A 23,800-nucleotide genomic window follows, 5' to 3' on the forward strand; every position below is an offset into this window, starting at 1 on the left:
TTTTACTCCATGAACGCTACATAAGATTGTAAATAAGTCACTGCCCCACCAGTACCTTCTGCTTTCGAGGTAATTCTTAAGAAACGACGTTTAGGCACGTTTACCCCAAGAACTAAGCCAGAATCGACACCACCATCCTCAATGATATACCGAGGCTCTCCAGCAAGAGAACTCCCAGCAGAATCGGTTACTGATGTCATTTTATTACCAACAACCCAATTATCTTTGTCTTGCCACCATTCGTCATTGCTAACCACTACACCACCTTGAGTATGAGTAAAAGCAGGAGTAACCAAATTGTTTGCTGTATCTGGATTCAATAAGGCATCAGCATGATAAGCCTGCTGGCGAACCACAAACTCAGCCTCATTAATACCTGATGTAGCTCGAGAGAAACTCATAGCGTGGTCTTGGTGAACAGCAGAACTTTTTCGCCCACTAGTCACCTGCTGAGCAATAGCTATACCGATCATTGCGATGATAACCACCATCACCAAAGACATAATTAATGCCATGCCTTGTTGCTTAATATTTAAAAGCATTTTTAGCTTCCCAAATTGAGTAAAAGGATGGTTTCATTCACCACTTGACGCATACGCCTATCATTTGAGGCGGCTATTACTTGATCGAGTACAGTGTAACTATTGGTGTTAGTGAGGCTTCCCATAGATACTTCTTGAGATACAAGCAAGCCTACTTTAACTCTGTTAATTTCGTTCCAATTAGGCACAGCGTTCGCCTTGTAGTATTGAAATGTACTATCGTCCACACTTCCATAAAGCAGTTGCAGGTTATCCATATCTTCATCAAAAACAGTATCTCCGCCACTATCTCGACATATCAACTGATTACTTGTTGAGATGAAAAAGTTAATGGTTGTTACTGTGTCAGCAACCAGCTCGGAGCCATCGCATGTGTATATGCTTGCATTAGGTGCAGCAGCGCCATAAAACCGAATACTGACTACATCTGTATTGGCTTTTGCTCCAGGAAAAGTATTTTGATTTTCCATGCCTTGCACCATTTGACCTTCTTCCCAGGTAAATCCAAAAGCGTCAGCATTAGGCACTAAAGGAAGTAAGGTATTCTGGTAAAGTTGGTTGTAGTCTCGAAAACCGGCCTGTTGTAGGTATAGGCGCAGCGTTTGTATGCTCATGCGGTTTTTGCCCACTAGAAGATGACTAGCTCTAGTGGCTTCATAGCTTTTTTGATCGCCAATTAGTGCCGCGTACAAACCGCCAACGACAATCAGAGACAAAATCAAAGCAATCATCAGCTCGACTAAGCCAAAACCTGCTTGTTTTCGCATTACCTTACCCATACAGCCACCTCACTACACTGATGTGCTTTACCGCTAGCATCAGCGGAACAATCTGCAGCACCAGCGCCACTTAAGTTAGCGTCCCAAGTCATTCTTACAGTGACCAAATTATTAACATGCTGTAAGGAGAAGCGCAGTTGTGGCAAATAAACATTGTTAGTAAGAAACCAATCTTTAAGTTCGAATGCTGCGAACTCAGTACGTGTACAAGTTACCGCTGCATCGTTGCAATCTTTGTTGCTAACCGGTGTTGCTCCATCGGCGAGATTATCAACGTTAAATTCATTATTAATAGTTGCAGCAGGCATTGCGCTAAAACGTTGAACTAGATCTAGCATGGCAACATTAGCGGTTTGGGCAAAGCGAGCTTGCTGCGCAGTATTTACAGACTGAATTTGCAGAGCTGCATGACCAAGCAGACCAATGGCAACGATAACCACTGCAATCAATAGCTCAATTAAAGTAAAACCTTGCTGTTTATGGGCAATATGTTGTTGATGGCGCTGCATATTCAATCCTCCCCATTCGTGACACAGCGATACGCTGGTCGTCATAATCATTTGAGGGGGCACAAACGGTTAGTTCGCCCGCTAAAGCATGGCCTGTAGGAAAAAATCTGACCAAGGTACTGGTACTGCCACTGGCCGACGGGCTGTACTTTAGTTCTGTAGACTTAGGACTCGGATAACTAGCAATAACTTGATTGGCGCTAGTTAAAGATCCATCTCGCGCTGTATCAAGATAAACCAACCAGCCTTTGTTAGCTCCCCATGCACTTGCACATGAACTGCCATTAGTGGTGGGGCAAACATAGGTTGAGAGGTTGTTTCGAATAGCTTCTTGCTGAGCCACCATTAGGCTATTAGCCAACAAGTCACGGGTGACTTTTTGCTTATTGTCTTGCATAAAGCCTTGAAGGGAGGGTACGGCCACCACCATCACAATTACCAATATGGCAACGGCAATCATTAACTCGATTAAAGTAAAACCTCGAGCGGTATAGCGTTGTTTGGGTATACCAAGCATTGCTTATCATCCATAACAGCGAATAATCCCACTTAACTTCCGAAAAGCAAGATGCATAGCAACTACTTAGAAACCAGTAAGATTATATATAAAAAAATCAATATATAAGCCGAACAGTTTGACAAACATCAATGACTTACACAATAAGCAAACAGGCAATAGTTGACAGATATCATATTTCCAACTACCACTTCTGTAATGCTAGCTTGACAGCAAAATTTTTTGTCTCAAATACCCAACACTTTTTCGCATAAGCATCGGCTTTAACTGATAATTATTGGCCGATAATACGCTAAAACCATTGGTGAAAAATCGTTAAAATGTGTACTCTAAATTCACGATTAATTACCGCTACTTTTTATGAAACTTCAGTCCTTACCCAGCTACGTTGATGACGCTTATGTTAATGATGTTGTCAGCGAGTGCATCAGTTTTATGAAAGGTACCGCCCCTTGGTGGGTGAAGCAGTCTTGCTTGGAATGTCGCGAATCTAAACGCCTATTACATATTTTCTTAATTGCTTTTAGTTCTTGGCGAAAGCGACAGGCTCAACCTTCTCATAAACGAGGCGCTGGCCCAAATAACCGCTTTGACCTAGGCCCGCTTATTTATGATTTAAGTTACACGATCAATCAGCTGGTCAATCAAGATATTAGTTTACTTAACGATCAACTAAAAACGTCTCTCACTGCAATTAACCAAGACTCTCAGCAATTCCTTAAAGACTGGCACAACTTAGATGTTGAGCAGTTTACCGAGACTCCACTGTCTAACGTTTCATAACTTAATAATACACAGGTACTATGCGCTTATCTTTTCAGGCCATTGAAAACTGGCCACTTTACAGCAACGACTTAGCTAAAATCTCACCAAATGTTGAACAGCAGCAATGGCTTAGCTGGCAACAATCTAATCAACTCTACGTGGCTATTTTTAATCAGCGAGTTGTCGCTTATTGTGTCTTGAGCGAAACCGATTCCTTACTGCAAATCAGCAAGTTTATTGTGCGGGATGTTACTCAGCGTCGCGGCATTGGTTTGTTTATGTTTCAGCAGTTATTACAAGTCACTAAAAATCGCCAACTAACAGGTCTACAGTTTCCTCATAGTAACGACCCAGTGGTGCTGAGTTTTTACCAGCACTTAGGTTTAAATAATCAGTTCATATTTCAGCTATAAAAAAACCAGAGCCTAGGCTCTGGTTTTTTTTATCGCATATTCAAACTTACAAAATAATCGACTTAAGGTTGTCGTTTTTACGGTCTAAATAGTGAGTTGATTGGATCTTACGGATAGTACGCGTTTTACCACGAACCAATAAGGTTTCTGTGGTCGCAATGTTACCTTGTCGGTTAATCCCTTCGAGTAAATCGCCTTTGGTAATACCGGTAGCCGAGAAGATTACATTGTCATTTTTGGCTAAATCACCCAGCTGTAATACGCTGTTCACTTGAATGTCTTCAGCTTCACAACGGCGAGTTTCTTCTTCGCCAATTGCACGGTTTTCTGGCGTATCTTCTTTCACTTGATGACGAGGAATCAAACGCCCTTGCATGTCGCCACCTAATGCGCGAATAACTGCCGCAGAAATCACCCCTTCAGGTGCGCCGCCCACACAGTACATCATGTCCACTTCACTCAATGGCATACACGATAAAATCGAAGCTGCTACATCACCATCAGGAATAGCAAATACACGCACACCTAAGGTTTGCATCTCTTTAATCACGGCATCGTGACGCGGTTTAGCCAAGGTGATAACCGTCATATCACTCAACTCTTTGCCTAATACCGACGCCACCATTTTGATGTTGTGTTCTAAAGGCATATTTAAATCAATACAACCTTTAGCTTCTGGGCCAACAACCAGCTTTTCCATGTACATGTCTGGAGCACGTAAAAACGCGCCTTTTTCGCCTACAGCGAGCACAGCCACTGCGTTGTTTTGACCCATCGCAGTCATGCGAGTGCCTTCAATAGGATCAACGGCAATATCTACGCCTTCGCCGCCGGTGCCTACGTGCTCACCAATGTACAGCATGGGCGCATCGTCGATTTCACCCTCGCCAATTACCACTTCGCCATCAATATCAATATCATTAAGCATGATACGCATAGCTTCTACTGCTGCATTATCAGCAATATTTTTGTCGCCACGGCCCAACCACTTGTAGCCAGCTAATGCTGCGGCTTCAGTTACGCGGGAAAAACGAAATGCCAGATCTCTTCTCATCGGAAACGCCTAATCAACTTAAAATCGTGGCGAATTCTAGCACACAATTACGTTTTATTCAGCCGAGATACTAAGCTAAAGCTTGTTGCACCAAGCTAAGCGCCTCGTCAGATAAATCCAAGGCTAATGCGGCTTGCTGCCCTTCAGGAGACATTTTCCCCCAGGTTTTTTGTACAATGCTAATGATTTTTTCGTGCTGGTGTTTGTTAGCAAATTCTACGAAGTAAAACTTCAAAAATACCAAACAGATAACATCTTCTAGAGCTTGAGTTAAGGGGTTACGTTTTAGCTTTTCTTTGCGTAACAAACTGCAAGTATCATCAATAAAACTTTCTGCCAACTCATGTTTGCGCATAATCTCGGCGGTCAACTCTGCATGTTTCTTACCTAAATCAGTGCGCCATTTCAGATAACCCGCTCTTCCCTCGGGATAATCACTACGTAACGACAACCAACGGCCAATATGCTGGGCACGAGCGGCAATTTGCAACTCTGCGGGTGGGTTTAGCATGAACTCATGTAAGCAATTGGACATTCGCTTGCCGTACAAAAACTCCTTGGCATGTTCATCGCCGAGCTCATCAAAGTCTTTATTTGGGTCGTTGAGGTTAAATTGATCAATATCGTTTAATACTTGATTCAGAATATTTTGCTGCATGATTCCGGTGTTTCCCATAACTTTGTTTTATCCTTTAACATGCGCACAACATATCCTACCAAAACCACAAAAACAACACAGATAGTTACACCAAAAAAGTATTGCAAAAACAGCTTATTTAACTATATGTTAAATAACAGAGCGGCATATATGACCAACATATATATCAATAAAGGAGTTAATCGCTATGCTGATTGGTGTACCTAAGGAAATAAAAAATCACGAATATCGTGTGGGCATGACACCCGCTAGTGTTAACGAGCTAGTTCAACACGGCCATCAGGTTATTGTAGAAACCCATGCCGGCGAAGGCATTGGTTTTAGTGACGCTGATTACCAAGCCGTTGGAGCGAATATTTCTAGCACCGCAGCCGAAGTGTTTGCCGCAGCAGAAATGATAGTGAAAGTGAAAGAGCCGCAAGCGGTTGAGCGCGCAATGCTGCGCGAAGATCAGCTGTTGTTCACCTACCTTCACCTTGCCCCCGATCCAGAGCAGACCCATGATTTAATAAAATCGGGCGCAGTGTGTATTGCCTATGAAACAGTCACTAGTCCGCGTGGTGGTCTGCCATTACTGGCACCGATGTCAGAAGTAGCGGGGCGTATGGCGATTCAAGCTGGAGCCCTGGCGCTAGAAAAGTCTAAGGGTGGCCGCGGCGTATTACTGGGCGGCGTGCCCGGTGTAGAGCCCGCTAAAGTGACAGTAATTGGCGGAGGGATGGTGGGCAGAAATGCCGCGCAAATGGCAGTAGGCATGGGCGCAGACGTTACCATACTAGACCGCAGCATTGATGTGCTTCGTAGCATTGATGCCGAGTACCATGGCAAACTCAAAACCGTTTACTCAACCAGCTCGAGCATTGAGCAGCATGTACTTGAAGCAGACTTAGTTATAGGCGGGGTATTACTTCCTGGTGCTGCAGCACCTAAGTTAATCACCAAAGACTTAGTCAAGCGTATGAAAAGTGGCAGCGCCATCGTTGATGTAGCCATCGATCAAGGCGGTTGTGCAGAAACATCTAAAGCAACCACTCACCAAGATCCTATCTACATCGTAGATGACGTTGTGCATTATTGTGTAGCAAATATGCCAGGCGGCGTGGCTCGCACCTCCACTATGGCACTGAACAATGCTACCTTGCCCTACATTATCACCCTCGCCAACAAAGGCTATAAACAAGCCTTGTTAGATGATGAGCATCTACGTAATGGCTTAAATGTTATGCACGGCCAGTTAATCTGTGCTGAAGTAGGCGAAGCCCTCGCGTTAGCCTCAGTCGATCCACTTAGTCTACTAGCTTAAGCTTTATCGCTACAACAAAAAAGAGCGCCTCGGCGCTCTTTTTTAATCGCTAATTTTTATTAACGCTTTTTACCGTAGCCACGATCTTTAAGGCTGCGACCCCATTTATCAAGCCAAGCATCCAAACCGCTACGGGCATTGCCGGCGATTAAACATGCCGCCGAACTAGGGCTAGAAAATTGATAATCACGCATAAACTCGTAACCTTCGCCTTGGCGACACACTACATGCTCTTCGAGTAACTGCTCACGCAATGCCAGCACTGCCGGGCGTAATGATTCTGCACCGCCGCCGTTAGCGGTTGACCCCTTCACTACCATAAAACCTGGTTTGTTTTTCGCGCCTACCGGATAACCATGCGCCACTGCTTGTTTAACACTAAAAGAATAATCAGCAGTAATGGTATGAGCACTACTCTCTACCACCAATTCACGCAGCGAAAGCAATTGTTGGTATAACTCAATAGGCAAGATAGCAGCGGTTTTTCGACCATCACTGTCTATAACAAAGTTAACTTTAGAGAGTTCGAAAGGACCGTCCATGTCAGACCATGTGTTTAAAAGTTTGTGCAAATTTAACACAAGCAACGGGCAGATTTGAATATAAAAAAACCTCGCTAGGCGAGGTTTTTAATAAGTTTCTATTCCATGGCTGCTTTGAGCTTCTTCATAGCATTTTTTTCTAACTGCCTAATCCGCTCTGCTGAAACTTGATACTGGTCAGCCAGTTCTTGCAAGGTGGCTTTATCTTCATCTAACCAACGGCGTTGCACAATATGCGCATTACGCTCATCTAAGGTCGCTAAAGCAGAACGCAAGCGATTTGCTGCGGCCACTTCCCAGTTCTCTTTCTCAACAAACTGGGCAACGTCTGAAGACTTATCTTCTAAGTATTGAATTGGCGCAAAGCTGCCTTCACGTTCATCATCGTCGGCGGCCAGATCAAAGGCTTGATCTTGGGCACTCATACGAGATTCCATTTCCAATACATCCTTAGTGGTAACACCAAGGTTTTCTGCCACCATGTTCACTTCATCGTTACTAAACCAACCTAAGCGCTTTTTAGACTTACGTAAGTTAAAGAACAATTTACGCTGCGCTTTAGTGGTGGCAATTTTTACCATCCGCCAGTTACGTAATACGTATTCGTGAATTTCCGCTTTAATCCAATGCACAGCAAAAGATACCAAACGAACGCCTACATTAGGGTCAAAACGTTTTACGGCTTTCATTAAGCCTACGTTGCCCTCTTGAATCAAATCGGCTTGAGGCAGGCCATAACCTGCATAGTTTTTAGCTACGTGGGCCACAAATCGCAAGTGCGACATCACTAATTCACGTGCGGCCTTTAAGTCACCTTCTTCAAACAGGCGAGTAGCCAATGCTTTTTCACGCTCAGGCGTGAGCATCTCAATCCGATTAACTGATTGGATATAGGCTTCAATGCTCCCTTGTGGGACTAGCGCCATAGATGCATTTACTTGATCCATATCAACCTCAAAATATTACTCGATTAGCGAGTCTATCATAGCGTTTAGCCAAGATCTAACCCCTTCATTACTGGACCCAAGGCCTATGCGTTGGCTCACTGGCTTCCACTTGTATGACGCTCTAAATAAGAGATAGTTCACACTTTTAAGCACTTTCTAGGTGCGCCATTTTACCAAATAGGTGCAAGTTATCCCTTAAGGAGTATAGAGCGTTAATCTTCAATAAAAATTTCAAAAAAGGCTAAGTCGTTGAATAAAAATGACTTTAATCAACTTTTACGGTTTTTTTTGCTACTGGCATCATGATTGCGTCATAGCTGACATAAGCAGTTTTAGGGTAGTGACATGAGCATACAAAGAATTAGCCAACATCCAAATAAGCACCACAATCAACAGGTTAAAGCAGCCATGGTTGATTTAGTAGGCGCTGGTCCTGGCGATCCGGAGCTACTCACACTTAAGGCCTTACGTAGTATAGAGCAAGCCGACTTGGTGCTTTACGACCGCTTGGTAAGCCAAGACATCTTAGCGTTAATTCCGGCGACCACTAAAGCGATATACGTGGGTAAAGCCAAAGCTAATCACTGTATTCCGCAAGACCAACTTAATTTATACATGGTGGACAAAGCCAAGCAGGGTTTGCGCATTTGTCGCCTTAAAGGCGGTGACCCTTTTGTATTTGGCCGCGGCAGCGAAGAATTAAGTGTATTACATGAACACGATATTCCAGCTCGAGTCATTCCTGGTATTACTGCCGCATCTGGCTGTACCAGCTATGCCGGAATTCCATTAACCCATCGCGGGTTAGCCACTGGCTGCAGCTTTATTACCGGCCACAAACAAGATGGCAAATTAGATATCGATTGGGCTCAACTCGCCCAGTTAGACCACACCTTAGTTTTTTATATGGGGCTGAGCAGCTTGCCTGAAATCAGCCAACAGCTACAACGTTTTGGTAAGAGTGCCCAGACACCCGCCGCACTAATAGAAAAAGGCTGCCAAAACGATCAACGCGTTGTTACCGGCCAATTAGACCAGTTACCTACGCTCGCCAGTGAACATCAATTGCAATCCCCTACATTAATTGTAATTGGTGAAGTTGTATCACTGCGCGAGCAACTCAATTGGCTAGCCAAGTTAGACGCGAATCAGAACCAATTTGAATTAGAAAATAGCGCTGCTTTAAGCGCATAGGAGAGAGTACATGGAACGTATCATTGTTGTCGGCAACGGCATGGTGGGTCACCATTTTATTGACCAACTGATACAGCAAGACAAGTTAGGCCAAGTTCAAGTAACAACGTTTAGCGAAGAGTCACGCTTGGCTTACGACCGAGTGCAGTTATCAAGTTACTTCTCGGGTAAAACCGCAGACGACTTGATGATGACCTCTCCTGAGTACTACGACGAACACGGTGTACAATACTTTGTAAACGACAAAGTGATTGAAGTTCTTCCTGAAGAGAAAATTGTGGTAACCGCTAGCGGTCGTCGCGAAAGCTACGACAAACTAGTATTAGCCACTGGCTCGTATCCGTTTGTACCGCCAATCCCTCGCCCAGAAGACAAAGCCGCTGAAGAAAACATTCTGGTTTACCGCACCATCGAAGATTTGGAAGCAATGACCAAATCTGGCGAGAACTCAAAAGTAGGTGTGGTAGTGGGTGGTGGTTTATTAGGTTTAGAAGCCGCCAAAGCACTTAAAGACCTAGGCATGGAAACTCACGTAGTGGAATTTGCCCCTCGCCTAATGGCTGTACAAGTATGTGACGGTGGCGGCGCAATTCTTCGCACCAAAATTGAAGAGCTGGGTGTAAAAGTTCACACCGAGAAAAATACCAAAGAAATTGTGGCAGGCGAAAATACCCGTTACCGCATGAACTTTGCCGATGGTAGCAGCCTAGATACCGATATGATTTTGTTCTCTGCTGGTATTCGTCCGCAAGATCAGTTGGCTCGCGAAACAGGCTTAGAGCTTGGTCCTCGCGGCGGCATCGTTATTAACAATCAGTGTCAAACCTCGAACCCAGACATCTACGCAATTGGCGAATGTGCTTTATGGGAAGGCAAGATTTTCGGCTTGGTAGCTCCAGGTTACAGCATGGCAAAAGTCACTGTAGATCATATTGCGGGTGAGCAAGCTAAAGAGTTTGCCGGTGCCGACATGAGCACCAAGCTTAAATTAATGGGTGTAGACGTAGCCAGTATTGGTGACGCACATGCCAATACCGAAGGCGCATTAAGCTACAGCCTGAGTGACGAAGCCCGTCAGGTATACAAAAAAGTAGTCACCAATGCTGCTGGCGACCGCTTATTAGGTGCTGTGCTAGTCGGTGACGCCGATGACTACGGCAACTGGTTACAATTGTTCTTAAACGACATGCCACTGCCGGTTGCACCAGAGTATTTATTAGTACCGTCTTCTGAAGAAGGTGCTGCCGCAGCAATGGGCGTTGATTCGCTGCCAGATAGCGCGCAAATATGTTCATGTTTCGACGTCACTAAAGGTCAAATTTGCCAAGCAGTACGCGATGGTGCTACTACCATGGGCGATATTAAAGCCACCACTGGTGCAGCCACAGGTTGTGGCGGTTGTAGCGCATTAGCAGTGCAAGTAATGAACGCCGAGCTAGAAAACTTAGGCGTAGAAGTTAGCAACGACATTTGTGAGCACTTTGCTCACTCTCGCGCCGAGCTCGCCGACATCGTTCGCGTGAAAAAGATTAAAACCTTTGAACAGCTACTTAGCGAACACGGCAAGGGCCATGGGTGTGAAATCTGTAAACCTGCAGTGGGTTCAATCTTAGCCACCTTCTGGAATGACTACGTTCTAAAAGACGACCACATTAGCCTGCAAGATACCAACGACATCTTCTTGGGCAACATGCAAAAAGACGGTACCTACTCTGTAGTACCACGCATTGCCGGTGGAGAAATCACTCCAGACAAACTGATTGTGCTAGGTGAAGTTGCCAAAGAATACGATCTTTACACCAAAATCACTGGTGGTCAGCGGGTAGATTTATTTGGCGCACAACTGCACGAGCTACCAAAGATTTGGAGCAAATTAATTGATGCCGGTTTTGAAACAGGCCACGCCTACGGTAAGTCTTTACGTACCGTTAAGTCGTGTGTTGGTTCAACCTGGTGTCGTTACGGCGTACAAGACAGTGTAGGCATGGCGATTCTATTAGAGAACCGCTACAAAGGCTTACGCGCGCCACACAAAATTAAGTTTGGTGTGTCAGGGTGTACTCGCGAGTGCGCTGAGGCACAAAGCAAAGATATCGGCATTATTGCTACTGAAGGCGGTTGGGGTCTTTATGTATGTGGTAATGGTGGTATGCGCCCTCGACATGCCGACTTATTCGCCACCGATTTAGACGACGTAACCCTAATGCGCTACATCGACCGCGTATTAATGTTTTACGTGCGCACCGCAGACCGTTTGCAACGTACTTCTGTATGGCTAGAAAATCTTGAAGGCGGCGTAGACTACCTAAAAGAAGTGGTTATTGAAGACAAGCTAAACATTTGTGAAGAGTTAGAGCAGAACATGCACCACGTAGTTGAAAGCTACCAGTGTGAGTGGAAATCAACGGTGAACGACGAGAAGAAACTCGCCCGCTTTAGCCAGTTTATTAACGCCGATGAACCAGACAACAATTTGCAATACGTTCGTGAGCGTGGCCAACGTCGCCCTGCTACCGAAGAAGAGCGTATTCAAACCATCGAAATTGTAGAAGCACCATAACAAGGAGAGTAATGATGAGTGAATTAGCAACTGAAACATGGACAGAAGTTTGTCGCAAATCGCAGCTTAGCCCAGGAACTGGTGTGTGTGCCTTGGTCAAAGGCAAACAAATCGCCATCTTCTGGGAAGGCATTAGCGACCAAATATTCGCCCTGAGTAACTACTGCCCATTTGGCAAAGTAAACATGTTGTCACGTGGTTTAATTGGTGATTTCAAAGGCGAATTAATGGTGGCATCACCGCTATACAAGCAACGCTTTAGCTTGCAAACAGGCCAGTGTTTAGACGACGAAAGCGTCTCTATCCCCACCTACCAGGTCAAGATTGAAGGCGATGCGATAAAAATCGCCGCTTAAAAAACACCATAAAAAAACAATGATAAACCACGTCGAATATCGACGTGGTGAGAGACGCTTTAACTTTTTTACGAGACATTACTATGAGCGCAGAACGATTTAATCTGTTTTCCTTCACCGGAAAAATGAAGATTCTCCACATGAGCTGGGTAGCTTTTTTCATTACCTTTTTGGTGTGGTTTAACCACGCACCGTTAATGGCCAGTATTGCGGCCAGCTTAGGTTTAACCTCTAGCCAAGTAAAAACGCTACTCATTTTGAACGTAGCCTTAACCATTCCCGCACGAATTGTGATTGGCATGTTCACCGACCGTTTTGGTCCACGTATCACATACTCAACCTTGCTTGCGGTATGTTCGATCCCTTGTTTCATGTTTGCTTTTGCCAACAGCTTCGAGCAAGCCGCCCTAGCCCGTTTTCTTTTAGGCTTTATTGGTGCAGGTTTTGTTGTAGGCATTCGTATGGTATCTGAGTGGTTCCCAGCTAAAGAGCTTGGCACCGCAGAAGGTATTTACGGCGGCTGGGGTAACTTTGGTAGCGCCGCTGCGGCAATGCTACTACCAACCCTTGCAGTGATTTTTGGCGGTGAAGACGGTTGGCGCTACGCGGTAGGCCTTACCGGTTTAATTAGCCTACTGTTCAGTGTGGTTTTCTATAAGAACGTGACCGATACACCAAAGGGTTCGACTTACTTCAAACCTAAAAATGTTGGCGCAATGGAAGTCACCACAAAGGCCGACTTTGTACTATTGCTCATCATGAAAGTGCCTATGTATGCCACCTTAGCACTACTGGCATGGAAGCTTTCGCCAGCGGGTGTAAGCATGTTAAGCCAAGAAGTCGTGTATGCATGTTACGCAGGTTTAGCAGCGCTTTACGTACTGGATTTTTGGAAAACCTATCAAGTAAACAAAAACATCTTTGTTACGCCAGTTCCAGAGATTGAACAGTACAAGTTTAAACAGGTAGCCGTTCTTAACGTATTGTACTTTGCCACCTTCGGTTCAGAGCTTGCTGTGGTGTCTATGCTGCCACTGTTTTTCAGTGACGTATTTGAATTAGACATGGTTTACGCGGGTTTATTAGCTTCTGCTTATGCCTTTATGAACTTGGCGTCACGCCCAGGTGGTGGTTGGATTTCTGACCGCGTAGGCCGTAAGAAAACCTTATTAGTATTAACCGCTGGTTTAGCTTTAGGTTATTTCGGTATGGGCCAAATTGATGGCACCTGGCCACTATTCTTAGCGGTAGGTATGGCTATGGCATGTTCGTTCTTTGTACAAGCCGGTGAAGGCGCAGTATTTGCCGCCGTGCCGCTTATTAAGCGTCGCTTAACGGGTCAAATTGCAGGTATGACAGGCGCATACGGTAACGTAGGTGCAGTATTCTACTTAACCGTGCTTAGCCTAGTAAGCTACCAAACCTTCTTCTACGTGATTGGTGCCACTGCGGTACTGGGTTTCTTTGCCTTGTTGCTTCTAGAAGAGCCGAAAGGCACTATTGCAGAAGTTGGTCCAGACGGCGAAGTAACGCTTATCAACGTAAGCTAAGCCAGCCCCGTAAGGCAGTGTGTGCCTGCAAGGGCCACATTGCTTTTACCCAAGGAACGCAAGCTTAATGACAGCAAGTCAACAAACTACAGTGGCAACACCCACCACTGAACACCGAGTTAGTAACAGCGAAAAAGCAACCACCTCTGTGGCTAGCAATAAGTTAGAGGCGTCCTTCGGGGGCGCCTCTATCTCTGGCCCCAAGCCAGAGAACCAAGATGCCTGTGTAGCCAAAATACCCGAACCTTGGACTCGCTATTACAAAGGTGTTGTCGCCATTTTGGCCGACGGCTTAAGCAGCGCCGAACACGCTAAAGTAGCCGCACAAATCTCGGTCACTCAGTTTGTACAAGATTATTACGCCACGCCCGAGAGTTGGTCGGTAAACAAGTCTACAGCCAAAGTCGCCAAGTCACTCAACAACTGGTTATTTCAACAAGGTAAGCAAACCGGCTCTTACGCCTGCACCCTTTCTACACTGATTATTAAATCTCGAGTGGCTCACTTATTCCATGTAGGCGATAGCCGTATTTATCGCTTCAGGGCGGGTAAACTTCGCCAACTCACCCGCGACCATGTGCAAATTCGCGGCAAGCAAAAAAACCACCTCACCCGTGCCATGGGAGTGGATTCAAGCTTAGAGCTAGACTATTCCACCCATGCTGTAGAAACCGGTGATTTATTTATGCTAACCAGTGATGGGGTGCATGATGCATTAAGCGAACAACAGCTGATCAAGTTACTCAAACTTGAATTTGATAGCTTAGAAGAACACGCCAACGCCATCGTAAACGCCGCCGAATTTGCTGGCAGCGATGACAACATCAGTGCCATGTTAGTCAAGGTAGATAATGTACCCGAAGCTGAGTTAGACGAGAGTCGCGCTCAGTTACTGCATCTACCCGTGCCGCCGGTGATGGCCATAGGCAACAAAATTGACCGTTATCGAGTTAGCGAAATATTGCATACCTCGCCGCGCAGCCACGTTTATTTAGTCGAAGAGTTAGACGAAGCTGGCCTTAGCACCAACAAAGTTCGAATACTCAAAGCCCCCGACAGCAGCATGAGTGGCGACCAAGAGTACTTTGCTGGTTTTGCCCGCGAAGAATGGGTCGGCCGAGTGGTAAACAACCCCAATATTATGCGCACCTTTGAACCGGCCGGCACGCGCCGATTCTGCTATTTAGTGGCTGAATATGTGCCGGGTATTACGCTGCGCCAGTGGATGGACAAACATCCTCACCCGCCAATAAAGCAAGTGGTGCGCATGCTTGAAAAGCTCGCCAAAGCGCTACGAGCCTTACGCCGTTATGAAATGGTGCACCGCGACTTAAAACCTGAAAATATTATTATTACCCCCGACGACCAACTTAAACTGGTCGACTTTGGCACCGTACAATCAGCCGAACAACTAGAGCAAAACGAAAAAACCACCACGCCTGTAGGCTCTGTGCAATATATTGCACCAGAGTATTTAGTGGGTGAAACTGGCCGGCATCGCAGTGACATTTTCTCTTTTGCAGTGATCGCCTACGAAATGCTCTGCGGCAAATTACCCTACAAAACTGCTCGTCGCGAACAAGTAGCACAACGAACCTATAGCGATTGGCATTACCAAAATATTCAGCATTACCGTAACGACATGCCCGATTGGCTAGATGCCGCTTTAGAGCAGGGCTGTAATCCAAAACCGCAGCAGCGTTACCAAAGTTTGTCGGAGCTGATCCACGACTTACAACATGCTAACCCTAAGCTTCGTGCCAGCTACAAAGCCAAGCCCTTAATTGAACGTAACCCAGTGCGCTTTTGGCAATCCACTAGCCTGCTGTTATTGATCGTGGTGATTTGGCAATGGGTCAGTCAACTTAGTTAATTTTCATTAGCAAAAAGTTGATTTACATAAAAGCCGCGATAGTGTGAAGTGCCTAGTATAAGCTCAATTTCTTGCTAGCTAGTGGTCAGCATGCCTTCTACGACTCAAAGTAAAACCCTACAAAAAGGCCTATTTGGGATGGCCTTGCCGATCTTTGGCGAGTTTATGCTAAACATGTCGGTACCGGTGTTTGACGCACTTTTTCTTAGCCAAGTATCAGACCAAGCTGCGGCCTCGGTAGGCGCGGTAATGCCGTGGTTTTCCATGGCCATCGTTTTCTTTTCCGCCACTGGCATTGCAGGTGCCAGTTTAGCCTCACAATACATGGGCAAGCAAAACTACCCTCGCGCCAATTTAATGCTGGCAGGCCTGCTTATCTTAGGAGTGTTAGCGGGTTTACTGTGTGGCCTCTTCTTTGTTACCCAAGCCACCAATATTGGCCATTGGATGAGCCTACCACCTGCAATGAGTGACTTGGCCGCAGAGTACTTGGTGTTAGCTGGCGCAGGTGTCGGCTTTATGGGCCTACGCATGACCCTGGCCAATATCTGTAATAGTTACGGGCAATCCCACTGGAACACAATTTCTGCTGCATTGATGCTGGTCACCAACATCTTGGGTAACGGTGTATTAGTGCTGGGTTGGTTTAGCGCCACACCAATGGGCGTAACCGGTGTAGCCATTGCGAGTTTAATTGCTTGGGTGCTTAGCTTAAGTTTTAGTTTAGTGGTGGTGCTATTTCTGATTAAAGTGAAACTGCCATTGGCTGACGCCTTAAAACAGCCCAGCCTTAGCTTAAAGCCTATTCTAAAAATTGCGGTACCTTCGGCGCTAGAGCCATTTTCTTACCAAAGCTTTGTTATGGTTATGAATTTGATGATTGTGCAACTAGGCGAAACCTCTCTCACTGTGCGCATTTACGCACTCAATATCTATGTTTACTGCACCATGATGCTAGTGGCATTAGGCATTGCCAATACCATGCTGGTAACCCAACTTGCAGGTGCTGGCCATTTTGAACGCTGCCACCAACAAATGCGCCAAGGCCTGCGCTGGGGGCTTATTGCCGTTAGCATTGTGGCCACTATTATTTTTGTTTTTCATCAGCCACTGCTGGGTATTTTTACCAATAACCCGGAAGTACTGGCCTTAGGCCTAGTGGTTTGTTTGATTCACAGTATTAACGAGCCCTTAAGAGGCATTAACATTATCAGTGGTAACGTATTACGCGGCTGCGGCGACGCAGTATTTGTTACCGGTAACGCCATTGCAGTTACCTGGCTATTCTCGGTACCGCTGGCCTACTTTACGGGGATTTATTTAGGCTGGGGCTTGTACGCTATTTTACTGGCAGGTGTAGCCGATGAGTTTATTCGTAGCCAAATCAACTGGCGCAGATGGAAGAGCGATAAATGGAAGCGAAAGCTCGCACCGGACTAGGTTTAATGTTGGAGTGTGATAACGATTAAACGTTTGAAGAGTGACAAAAAAGCCATAAAGTGAAGACATCGTTTAATCACTTTCTAACTTACCTTTGGACAGAATCGTGTTGGTAAAACTGAGTTATAGAATCAAATTGTATCCTGCTTACAATATCGTGTGAAAAAGTGACTAGCTTCATTTTTTCAGGCACCACTAAGCACAATTGCCGGACAAACACTTTTTGTAGCGCGAGCAATCGCCAACAATGCTGAGTAGTTGTAGTCAATTTCTCCATTCTTAATCACTGAACTAAATGCATACCTTGATTCAACAAACATTTCATCATTGCGTTTCAGAACTTCATCAATAGTAAATAATTTTTTCTTTCTTGGTTTTTTAGATTCTTTCAGTGTCGAGTTTGCATGCAATAATGCCACTGAATTACTTTTTTCATTACTATCTGAGATGTAGTGTTGAGTTATTGCTGTATTTAGATTTTCAGGCAGAGCGTCGAACAAGGTTGCAAGTTTATGCGTGTGGTCAGCAGGCTTACCATGTACTAATAGAAGAGCTTTAAGCATTAGCTCTATACCTAAGGTTATATTCGTTAGAGAAGCAATCATTCGACCTGTATTATCCATTGCGTATTGCGCACCTTCCTTCGGATCTTCAGGGATTTTATTTATAAAGATAAATGCAAGTTCTATAAATGAATCAGCTGATACGAGAGCTATTTCATGAGATGACTCTTCAGGAGTAGAACATCGTATATTTTTTTTACCCAAAACAAGCCTCAATAATTATTGTAAAGTTCAAGAGAAGCAGTCTTGGGCATATCATCGAGTCAGTGCCGAATTTACTTACTCTGATTGGAATTTTAACCTAACTAGCTCAAAGGCTTAGATATTAAGTGTTCGTATACTTACATAGTTAAGAGTATATCTTCACCTCTAAGTAGAAAGAAGCTGATACATCTCACCTACGTAAAGTTATCTAGGCTTGGGTTAAAACTCTTAATAAGATTCCAAATATGACCAATTGAATCAGATTAGGTTTGGCTTAGATTGCTGAAAATGGCGGCTAACCTTCAACTCATTTTGGGGTAGAAATAGGTTAGCTTTTCCTTGACCCCTTCATTATCGCCGAGTCACGCAAGTGCTAAGCGATTAAGCCGAGCATTGTTTGAGCGTAGCGAGTTGCACAGGCGCGCTTGGCACTGAGTAACGAGGAAAAAAGATAATGCGGGGCAGCCTTTCTTTTGCTTCGTTTTCTTTGGCTGTTCAAAGAAAATGACGTCGCCGAGAGGCGAAACGCTATACAGCTGCCACAGGTAACAGCATTATGTTAGCTGTCTTTTGGTCATTAAAACCGCTTGAAAAGAACAGACAAGTTTATTGCTTGCCTGCACGTAGAGCTAGCTAGGCTCAATTTGCTTAATATGGCGATTAACCGAAAACCACGATGCGATTAAGCCCAGCAAAGTTGCAAACAACATCAGCGAGCCGAACTCTTGCAGATCTAAGCCTGATAAGTAAATGTCTTGTTGGTATAACAAGCCTATTTGCTGCAAGGCATATTCTGTCCAAATCAACAAAATGTTGCACAGTACCCAAGCCATTAAGCCGCCCACTAAACCAAACCAAAAACCAGTGTATAAAAATGGCCGTTGAATAAAGGCATCGGTGGCCCCTACTAGCTTCATCACTTCTATTTCACTGCGTCGGCTGAGAATATTCAGCCGTAGTGTATTACTTACAATCAACGCTACCGCGGTAAGCAGCAGAATAATCAGTAACCAGGCAGCTTGTTGCAACATGCTTACAATGGTGTCGAGGCGTTGCAGCCATTCAACGTCTAAACGGCCTTCGTCTACTAGGCTGTGCTCTTGCAAGCTATCGAGTAACGTTTTGGCAGCACTTGCGCTGTTAAAATCTTGGCTGGGTAGCACTAACAATACGTCTGGTAATGGGTTGTCTGGCAACAGCGCTAATACATCTTCAAAGCCGCTATTTTCTTGAAATTCGACTAAACCTTGTTGTTTAGTGACTAGCTCAACACTGGCCACTTGGCGCATGCTAGCGATATTTTTTTGTAGGGAATCGCGCTGTGCTTCACTGATATTTTGTTTGAGGAACAAACTTATCTGCGCATCACTTTTCCAATAACTGGTGAGTTGCTGCACGTTCTTGGTGGCAAGGTAGAAACTGGCAGGTAGTGCCAAACAAACACCAATAACTGCTAAGGTAAGCATAGAGCTGGCAGGTGTGCGCCACAATTCGCCAAGGCTAGCAATGCCTTGTTGCAGGTGCCTTACCCAAAACATCATGAAGCGTACATGTAGGGCAACTTTAACTTGCGGTTTTGCTCCAGCCATTATGGTGCCTCCGCAGCTTGGTGAGGTGAATCAAGCAGCTGACCATTTTTTAGCACTAAGCGCTGATGGTGCAATTTAGCAATTAAACTTAAATCGTGACTCGCAATAAGAACCGCCACTCCCACTCGGTTAAACTCTTCAAACAAACGGAAGATATCTAACGATAAAGCAGGGTCTAGGTTACCGGTTGGTTCGTCGGCAATTAAAATAGCGGGTTTGTTTACCACTGCGCGAGCAATGCCCACGCGTTGTTGTTCACCACCAGAGAGTATTTCTGGGGTGCAGTTAGCTTTATCTAACAAGCCCACTTTATCTAGCGCGGCGGCAACTCGGCGTTTGATGTTACCCATGCTGTAGCCTTCAATAACCAGTGGCAGGGCGACATTGTCAAACACGGTGCGGTCCATAAGCAGTTTGTGATCTTGGAAAATCACGCCCATTTGGCGACGTAAATAGGGAATTTTACGGTGGCTGATACGGCTAATGTCATCGCCATTTACCCATACTTTTCCGTCACTAGGGCGTTCCATGGCGGTAATCAATTTGAGCAAGGTACTTTTCCCCGCACCAGAGTGGCCGGTTAAAAATGCCATTTTTCCCTGTTCCAACTGAAAGGACACTTTTTGCAAAGCGCGCTGACTGCCGGGGTAAATTTTACTTACTTGCTCAAACCGGATCATTCCTAGACCTTTTATTACTTTCTAAGCAGTGTTGATTTATTTCTCGTTGCTATCTTCGCTGTCATCATTGCTAAATAGCGCATCTACAAAAGGTTGAGCTTCAAACTCTCGTAAATCGTCAATCCCTTCGCCCACACCAATGTAGCGGATCGGCAAACCAAACTTGTCAGCCAAACCAAAAATAACACCACCTTTAGCAGTACCATCTAACTTGGTTAATGTTAAACCGTTAAGTCCAACCGCTTGATTAAACAAGTTAGCTTGGCTAATGGCGTTTTGCCCAGTGCTTGCGTCAATGGTTAACATAATTTCGTGAGGCGCGGCATCGTCGAGCTTTTTCATTACTCGTACAATTTTTTTCAGCTCTTCCATCAAGTGCGCTTTATTTTGCAAGCGGCCTGCTGTGTCGGCAATCAATACATCTACGTTTCGTGACTTAGCTGCTTGAAAAGCATCAAAAATCACCGAGGCGCTATCGGCACCCGTATGTTGAGCAATCACCGGAATTTGGTTTCGCTCACCCCAAACTTGTAGCTGTTCAACCGCAGCAGCACGGAAGGTATCACCCGCTGCAAGCATTACCGATTTACCTTGGCTTTGATATTGTTTGGCTAGCTTGCCAATGGTGGTGGTTTTACCCACACCATTTACGCCAACCATTAAAATAACAAAAGGCCCTTCAGCACTGTCTAAATCTATTGGCGCTTCTACTTTACTCAGAATACCCGCCATATCTAACTTAAGCTGCTGATAGAGCGCTTCGCCATCTTGAAGATCGCGGCGTTTAACGTGGCTAGTGAGGTTTTCGATAATTTTGAGTGTGGTGTCCACACCCACATCTGCCACTAACAATTGCTCTTCTAGCTCTTCGAACAGCTCATCATCAATTTTTCGCCCTTTGAACAGCGAAAAGAAGCCCCAGCCTAAGTTTTTACGGGTACGTTTTAAGCCTGCTCGTAAGCGCGCAAACAGTCCCATTTTCTTCACTGGCTCTGTGGCTTCAGAGCTAACTTGCTGTTCAGCTTCGGCGGCTACCTCAGCGTCTGCTTGTTGCTGGGCAGCTAACTCGGCTTGTTCTTGAGCGTCACGCACTGCTTGGGCTTCACGTTCTGCTTGGGCTTCACGTTCTGCTTGGGCTTCACGTTCTGCTTGGGCTTCACGTTCTGCTTGGGCTTCGCGTTCTGCTTGAGCTTCGCGTTCAGCTTGCGCTTCGCGTTCTGCTTGGGCTTCACGTTCGGCTTGCGCTTCGCGTTCGGCTTGAGCTTCGCGTTCGGCTTGAGCTTCTCGTTCGGCTTGAGCTTCTCGTTCGGCTTGGGCTTCGCGTTCGGCTTGCGCTTCGCGTTCTGCTTGAGCGGCTAACTCAGCATTTTGCTCATTGTTTGTTTGTTCTGCGGCGGGATCGCTGGATTGTTGTTGCTCATCGTCTTTTTTTCGGCCAAACCAAGAAAATAGGCCCTTCTTTTTTGCCATTACTGCAAAACCTTTTTTACCAGTAAACGACGTTGGCTGTTACAATGCCAACGTCCAGTCAATATTGCTCGGATATTATCACAGTTTCACAATGGTCTAAGTAAATGGCACGGCTTTCCTCAAGAAAACATGCAAATCAAAGCAACAAATCCTCCAACGGTAGTGGCCAAGTGCGAATTATCGCGGGTCAGTGGCGCGGTAGAAAACTTAAAGTACTGAATAGTGAAGGCTTACGCCCGACTACCGACAGAGTAAAAGAGACCGTTTTTAATTGGTTAAATCCCTACTTAACTAATAGCCACTGCTTAGATTTATTTGCGGGTAGTGGCAGCCTAGGTTTTGAGGCCTTATCGCGCTTTGCTAGTTTTACCACCTTTGTGGAAAAAGATGCACAAGCAGCGAAACAATTGAAGGCAAACCTACAACTACTCGATTTGCCTAGTGAGCGCGCCAAGCTGGTGAATGGTGATTCCTTGCAGTGGCTTAAACAAACGCCCAGCGAAGGCTACGACATTGTGTTTATCGATCCCCCTTTTCGCTGCGATTTATTAGAACCAAGCTGTCGTTTACTCAGTGAAAATGGCTGGTTAAAAGCCGATGCTTTAGTTTATATAGAATTTGAGAACGAAGGCTCTGAGCCCGAGTTACCCGCCAATTGGTCGTGCATTAAAAGCAAACAAGCCGGCCAAGTAAATTACCGTTTATATCAATTAAGTTAAGAGCCCCAGATTATGTTCATTAAAATTGGCAAAGCCTTTATGGCTGCTATGTGGCTAGCCATGTTACTTAGCCCGATGATTTTTGTTCCTCCCTACAATTGGATTTTACCTTTAGTAGGTGCATTTTTATTACTACTGCATGGGGTGCAATTGCTGGCTATTCGCGGCACCTTAGTCGAAGCAGGTGTGCTGCAAAAAGGTGATAACCTACGAATATTATTCTTCGGTTTTTTTGCAATGTGGCAAATACACAAGCGAATGAAGAGCAAACAACCTTGATACTACGCCAGCTGTTTTTGCTTAGTGTTTGTGTACTAAGCCTACCCACTTGGGCGATGAGCGTAACCATTATTGATGACGCTAAACATCAACGCAGTGGCGCATGGACTCAAGTTTTACCTTACGCCTATTACACTGAGAATTTGCAATGGGGAGTGGGTGTAGGTGTAGGTGCCGCAGGGCATATTCAACCTAGTTCAAGCCTGGTTGCCACCGCGACAGTCACCTCCAACGACAGCTGGATGGGCTTTTTGTATAGCGGTGACTATCAACTGCCTTTTGCCGATCGGGTATTTTTTGATACCACCTTGTACCAAACCAATTTTACCCGTGACCCGCAATATATTAACGGCAACGAGGACTACTCTGGCGAGCGCGCGGGCAGCAATGATTCTAGCCAAAGCAACCGAGTTTACACTCATTCAAAAGGCCAAGAGTACCGCTTTAGGTTTCGCTACTTACTGCCTATAGGTCACGGTAAAGACTCTCCGGTACATACTTTTAGAGTTAAGCGCGGCGAAGTAATGGAAGGCTATGAAGCGGGCGCTAAAGAATGGAATCCGCTCACCAGTGGGCGCACCATAATCCAGCTGGAACCTTTTTATTGGAAACAAGATGTTGGTGAGTATAACCAGTTACAAGATTCAAATACTTCGGCGGGCTTAACCCTAGAGCTGGAATACGACAACCGTAACTACCATCAAAACCCCACAGCGGGCAGTCGCCAGCGCTTCAATGTGACCCGTGATTGGGGAGACTCAGGCCGGCCTTCTTGGACAATGTGGGAATTTTCGGCATCTAAGTACATTAGCTTGCCACAAACATCTTGGGCACAAAGCCAAGTTTTAGCTTTTGGTATGGCGACTTCTGATACGCCAACCTGGAATCACAGCTCTTACAACAATGGCAAACAGCAATACCATCGCCCAGCGTGGTTTGCAGGTTCTCGTTTAGGTGGAATGGACAGGTTAAAGGGTTACGAAACCGCTCGTTACCATGATCGCTCAATGATCTATTACTCTGCAGAATACCGCTTTACCCCTAACTGGAACCCGCTGCCTAAAGTGCCCGTTGTGAACTGGTTTAACGTGCCAGCGTGGTACTGGGTTGCCTTTGCCGAAATTGGCCGAGTAGCCGATGAATATAACTTAGCCACGCTTCACCAAGATATGAAGTACAGTATTGGCGGCAGTATTCGAGTGATGATGGAAGGCATTGTATTGCGTGGTGATTTTGCCACCAGTGGAGACGACAGTGTATTTCGCTTAGGTATCAATCACCCTTATTAGACCTA

The 23,800-nt window shown here is 45.4% G+C and carries 24 protein-coding genes; 12 read left to right on the top strand and 12 right to left on the bottom strand.

What is annotated here, in order from left to right; genetic code table 11:
• Window positions 1-2 precede the first annotated feature (2 nt).
• The 4 genes from Q4549_RS09100 to Q4549_RS09115 are packed head-to-tail and all read right to left on the bottom strand — an operon-like array spanning window position 3 to window position 2,347.
• On the bottom strand, window positions 3-542 hold the full coding sequence (locus Q4549_RS09100; protein ID WP_303553851.1) for a hypothetical protein: 540 nt from the start codon (window positions 540-542) through the stop codon (window positions 3-5).
• Window positions 543-544: 2 nt separating this feature from the next.
• Complete coding sequence (locus tag Q4549_RS09105; protein WP_303553852.1) at window positions 545-1,321, bottom strand: PilW family protein; 777 nt, start codon at window positions 1,319-1,321, stop codon at window positions 545-547.
• The gene (pilV, locus tag Q4549_RS09110) at window positions 1,309-1,830 is read right to left on the bottom strand and encodes a type IV pilus modification protein PilV (protein WP_303553853.1); all 522 of its coding nucleotides are present in this window, start codon (window positions 1,828-1,830) and stop codon (window positions 1,309-1,311) included. Before pilV ends, Q4549_RS09105 begins: the two co-directional genes overlap by 13 nt.
• Window positions 1,799-2,347: a GspH/FimT family pseudopilin gene (locus Q4549_RS09115; RefSeq protein WP_303553854.1), complete on the bottom strand. Its 549-nt coding sequence runs from the start codon at window positions 2,345-2,347 to the stop codon at window positions 1,799-1,801. The genes pilV and Q4549_RS09115 overlap by 32 nt, the downstream gene beginning before the upstream one ends.
• 360 nt (window positions 2,348-2,707) lie before the next feature.
• Here Q4549_RS09115 and Q4549_RS09120 point away from each other — a divergent pair, with 360 nt between their 5' ends.
• Entirely contained in the window at window positions 2,708-3,130 is a 423-nt protein-coding gene (locus Q4549_RS09120) for a hypothetical protein (protein WP_303511751.1), read from the top strand.
• A gap of 20 nt (window positions 3,131-3,150) precedes the next feature.
• On the top strand, window positions 3,151-3,525 hold the full coding sequence (locus Q4549_RS09125; protein WP_303553855.1) for an acetyl-CoA sensor PanZ family protein: 375 nt from the start codon (window positions 3,151-3,153) through the stop codon (window positions 3,523-3,525).
• A 46-nt stretch (window positions 3,526-3,571) separates the two neighbouring features.
• Here the strand turns inward: Q4549_RS09125 and glpX are convergent, their stop codons facing one another.
• Both glpX and Q4549_RS09135 read right to left on the bottom strand, forming a co-directional pair.
• Window positions 3,572-4,579 carry a class II fructose-bisphosphatase gene (gene glpX, locus Q4549_RS09130; protein ID WP_137673438.1) on the bottom strand — a complete coding sequence of 336 codons (1,008 nt, stop codon included), beginning with the start codon at window positions 4,577-4,579 and terminating at the stop codon, window positions 3,572-3,574.
• A gap of 70 nt (window positions 4,580-4,649) precedes the next feature.
• Window positions 4,650-5,255: a DUF4202 domain-containing protein gene (locus Q4549_RS09135; RefSeq protein ID WP_303511748.1), complete on the bottom strand. Its 606-nt coding sequence runs from the start codon at window positions 5,253-5,255 to the stop codon at window positions 4,650-4,652.
• 169 nt (window positions 5,256-5,424) lie between these two features.
• Here Q4549_RS09135 and ald point away from each other — a divergent pair, with 169 nt between their 5' ends.
• Window positions 5,425-6,540 (top strand): alanine dehydrogenase, encoded by a 1,116-nt coding sequence (ald, locus tag Q4549_RS09140; protein WP_303553856.1) that lies wholly within the window; start codon window positions 5,425-5,427, stop codon window positions 6,538-6,540.
• Window positions 6,541-6,599: 59 nt separating this feature from the next.
• Here ald and Q4549_RS09145 read toward each other — a convergent pair whose 3' ends face one another.
• Both Q4549_RS09145 and rpoH read right to left on the bottom strand, forming a co-directional pair.
• Window positions 6,600-7,082, bottom strand: coding sequence for a DUF4357 domain-containing protein (locus Q4549_RS09145; RefSeq protein WP_137673436.1), 483 nt, complete (start codon window positions 7,080-7,082; stop codon window positions 6,600-6,602).
• Between the two features lie 98 nt (window positions 7,083-7,180).
• Window positions 7,181-8,029 (bottom strand): RNA polymerase sigma factor RpoH, encoded by an 849-nt coding sequence (gene rpoH, locus Q4549_RS09150; protein ID WP_137673435.1) that lies wholly within the window; start codon window positions 8,027-8,029, stop codon window positions 7,181-7,183.
• A gap of 345 nt (window positions 8,030-8,374) precedes the next feature.
• Here rpoH and cobA point away from each other — a divergent pair, with 345 nt between their 5' ends.
• From cobA to Q4549_RS09180, 6 genes are all read left to right on the top strand, one after another.
• Window positions 8,375-9,223 carry a uroporphyrinogen-III C-methyltransferase gene (gene cobA / locus Q4549_RS09155; protein WP_137673434.1) on the top strand — a complete coding sequence of 283 codons (849 nt, stop codon included), beginning with the start codon at window positions 8,375-8,377 and terminating at the stop codon, window positions 9,221-9,223.
• A 10-nt stretch (window positions 9,224-9,233) separates the two neighbouring features.
• Window positions 9,234-11,783 (top strand): nitrite reductase large subunit NirB, encoded by a 2,550-nt coding sequence (nirB, locus tag Q4549_RS09160; protein ID WP_303511743.1) that lies wholly within the window; start codon window positions 9,234-9,236, stop codon window positions 11,781-11,783.
• 11 nt (window positions 11,784-11,794) lie between these two features.
• The gene (nirD, locus tag Q4549_RS09165) at window positions 11,795-12,139 is read left to right on the top strand and encodes a nitrite reductase small subunit NirD (RefSeq protein WP_137673432.1); all 345 of its coding nucleotides are present in this window, start codon (window positions 11,795-11,797) and stop codon (window positions 12,137-12,139) included.
• Between the two features lie 83 nt (window positions 12,140-12,222).
• The gene (locus tag Q4549_RS09170; protein WP_137673431.1) at window positions 12,223-13,689 is read left to right on the top strand and encodes a NarK family nitrate/nitrite MFS transporter; all 1,467 of its coding nucleotides are present in this window, start codon (window positions 12,223-12,225) and stop codon (window positions 13,687-13,689) included.
• Between the two features lie 67 nt (window positions 13,690-13,756).
• Entirely contained in the window at window positions 13,757-15,562 is a 1,806-nt protein-coding gene (locus Q4549_RS09175; RefSeq protein ID WP_303553857.1) for a bifunctional protein-serine/threonine kinase/phosphatase, read from the top strand.
• A gap of 90 nt (window positions 15,563-15,652) precedes the next feature.
• On the top strand, window positions 15,653-17,002 hold the full coding sequence (locus tag Q4549_RS09180; protein WP_303553858.1) for an MATE family efflux transporter: 1,350 nt from the start codon (window positions 15,653-15,655) through the stop codon (window positions 17,000-17,002).
• Between the two features lie 185 nt (window positions 17,003-17,187).
• Here Q4549_RS09180 and Q4549_RS09185 read toward each other — a convergent pair whose 3' ends face one another.
• From Q4549_RS09185 to ftsY, 4 genes are all read right to left on the bottom strand, one after another.
• Window positions 17,188-17,769 (bottom strand): hypothetical protein, encoded by a 582-nt coding sequence (locus tag Q4549_RS09185; RefSeq protein WP_303553859.1) that lies wholly within the window; start codon window positions 17,767-17,769, stop codon window positions 17,188-17,190.
• Between the two features lie 629 nt (window positions 17,770-18,398).
• Window positions 18,399-19,358: a permease-like cell division protein FtsX gene (gene ftsX, locus Q4549_RS09190; protein ID WP_137673425.1), complete on the bottom strand. Its 960-nt coding sequence runs from the start codon at window positions 19,356-19,358 to the stop codon at window positions 18,399-18,401.
• Window positions 19,358-20,038, bottom strand: a complete 681-nt coding sequence (gene ftsE, locus Q4549_RS09195) for a cell division ATP-binding protein FtsE (protein ID WP_137673424.1) — start codon at window positions 20,036-20,038, stop codon at window positions 19,358-19,360. The genes ftsX and ftsE overlap by 1 nt, the downstream gene beginning before the upstream one ends.
• Before the next feature lie 36 nt (window positions 20,039-20,074).
• The gene (ftsY, locus tag Q4549_RS09200; RefSeq protein WP_303553860.1) at window positions 20,075-21,508 is read right to left on the bottom strand and encodes a signal recognition particle-docking protein FtsY; all 1,434 of its coding nucleotides are present in this window, start codon (window positions 21,506-21,508) and stop codon (window positions 20,075-20,077) included.
• A gap of 104 nt (window positions 21,509-21,612) precedes the next feature.
• Between ftsY and rsmD the strand changes: the two genes are divergently transcribed.
• The 3 genes from rsmD to Q4549_RS09215 are packed head-to-tail and all read left to right on the top strand — an operon-like array spanning window position 21,613 to window position 23,795.
• Window positions 21,613-22,227 (top strand): 16S rRNA (guanine(966)-N(2))-methyltransferase RsmD, encoded by a 615-nt coding sequence (gene rsmD, locus Q4549_RS09205; protein WP_303553861.1) that lies wholly within the window; start codon window positions 21,613-21,615, stop codon window positions 22,225-22,227.
• Window positions 22,228-22,239: 12 nt separating this feature from the next.
• Window positions 22,240-22,506 (top strand): DUF1145 domain-containing protein, encoded by a 267-nt coding sequence (locus Q4549_RS09210; RefSeq protein ID WP_303511728.1) that lies wholly within the window; start codon window positions 22,240-22,242, stop codon window positions 22,504-22,506.
• Complete coding sequence (locus Q4549_RS09215; protein WP_303553862.1) at window positions 22,467-23,795, top strand: BamA/TamA family outer membrane protein; 1,329 nt, start codon at window positions 22,467-22,469, stop codon at window positions 23,793-23,795. Before Q4549_RS09210 ends, Q4549_RS09215 begins: the two co-directional genes overlap by 40 nt.
• The last annotated feature ends 5 nt before the right edge of the window (window positions 23,796-23,800 follow it).

This window comes from Agarivorans sp. 2_MG-2023 (assembly GCF_030548085.1).
GTDB lineage: Bacteria > Pseudomonadota > Gammaproteobacteria > Enterobacterales > Celerinatantimonadaceae > Agarivorans.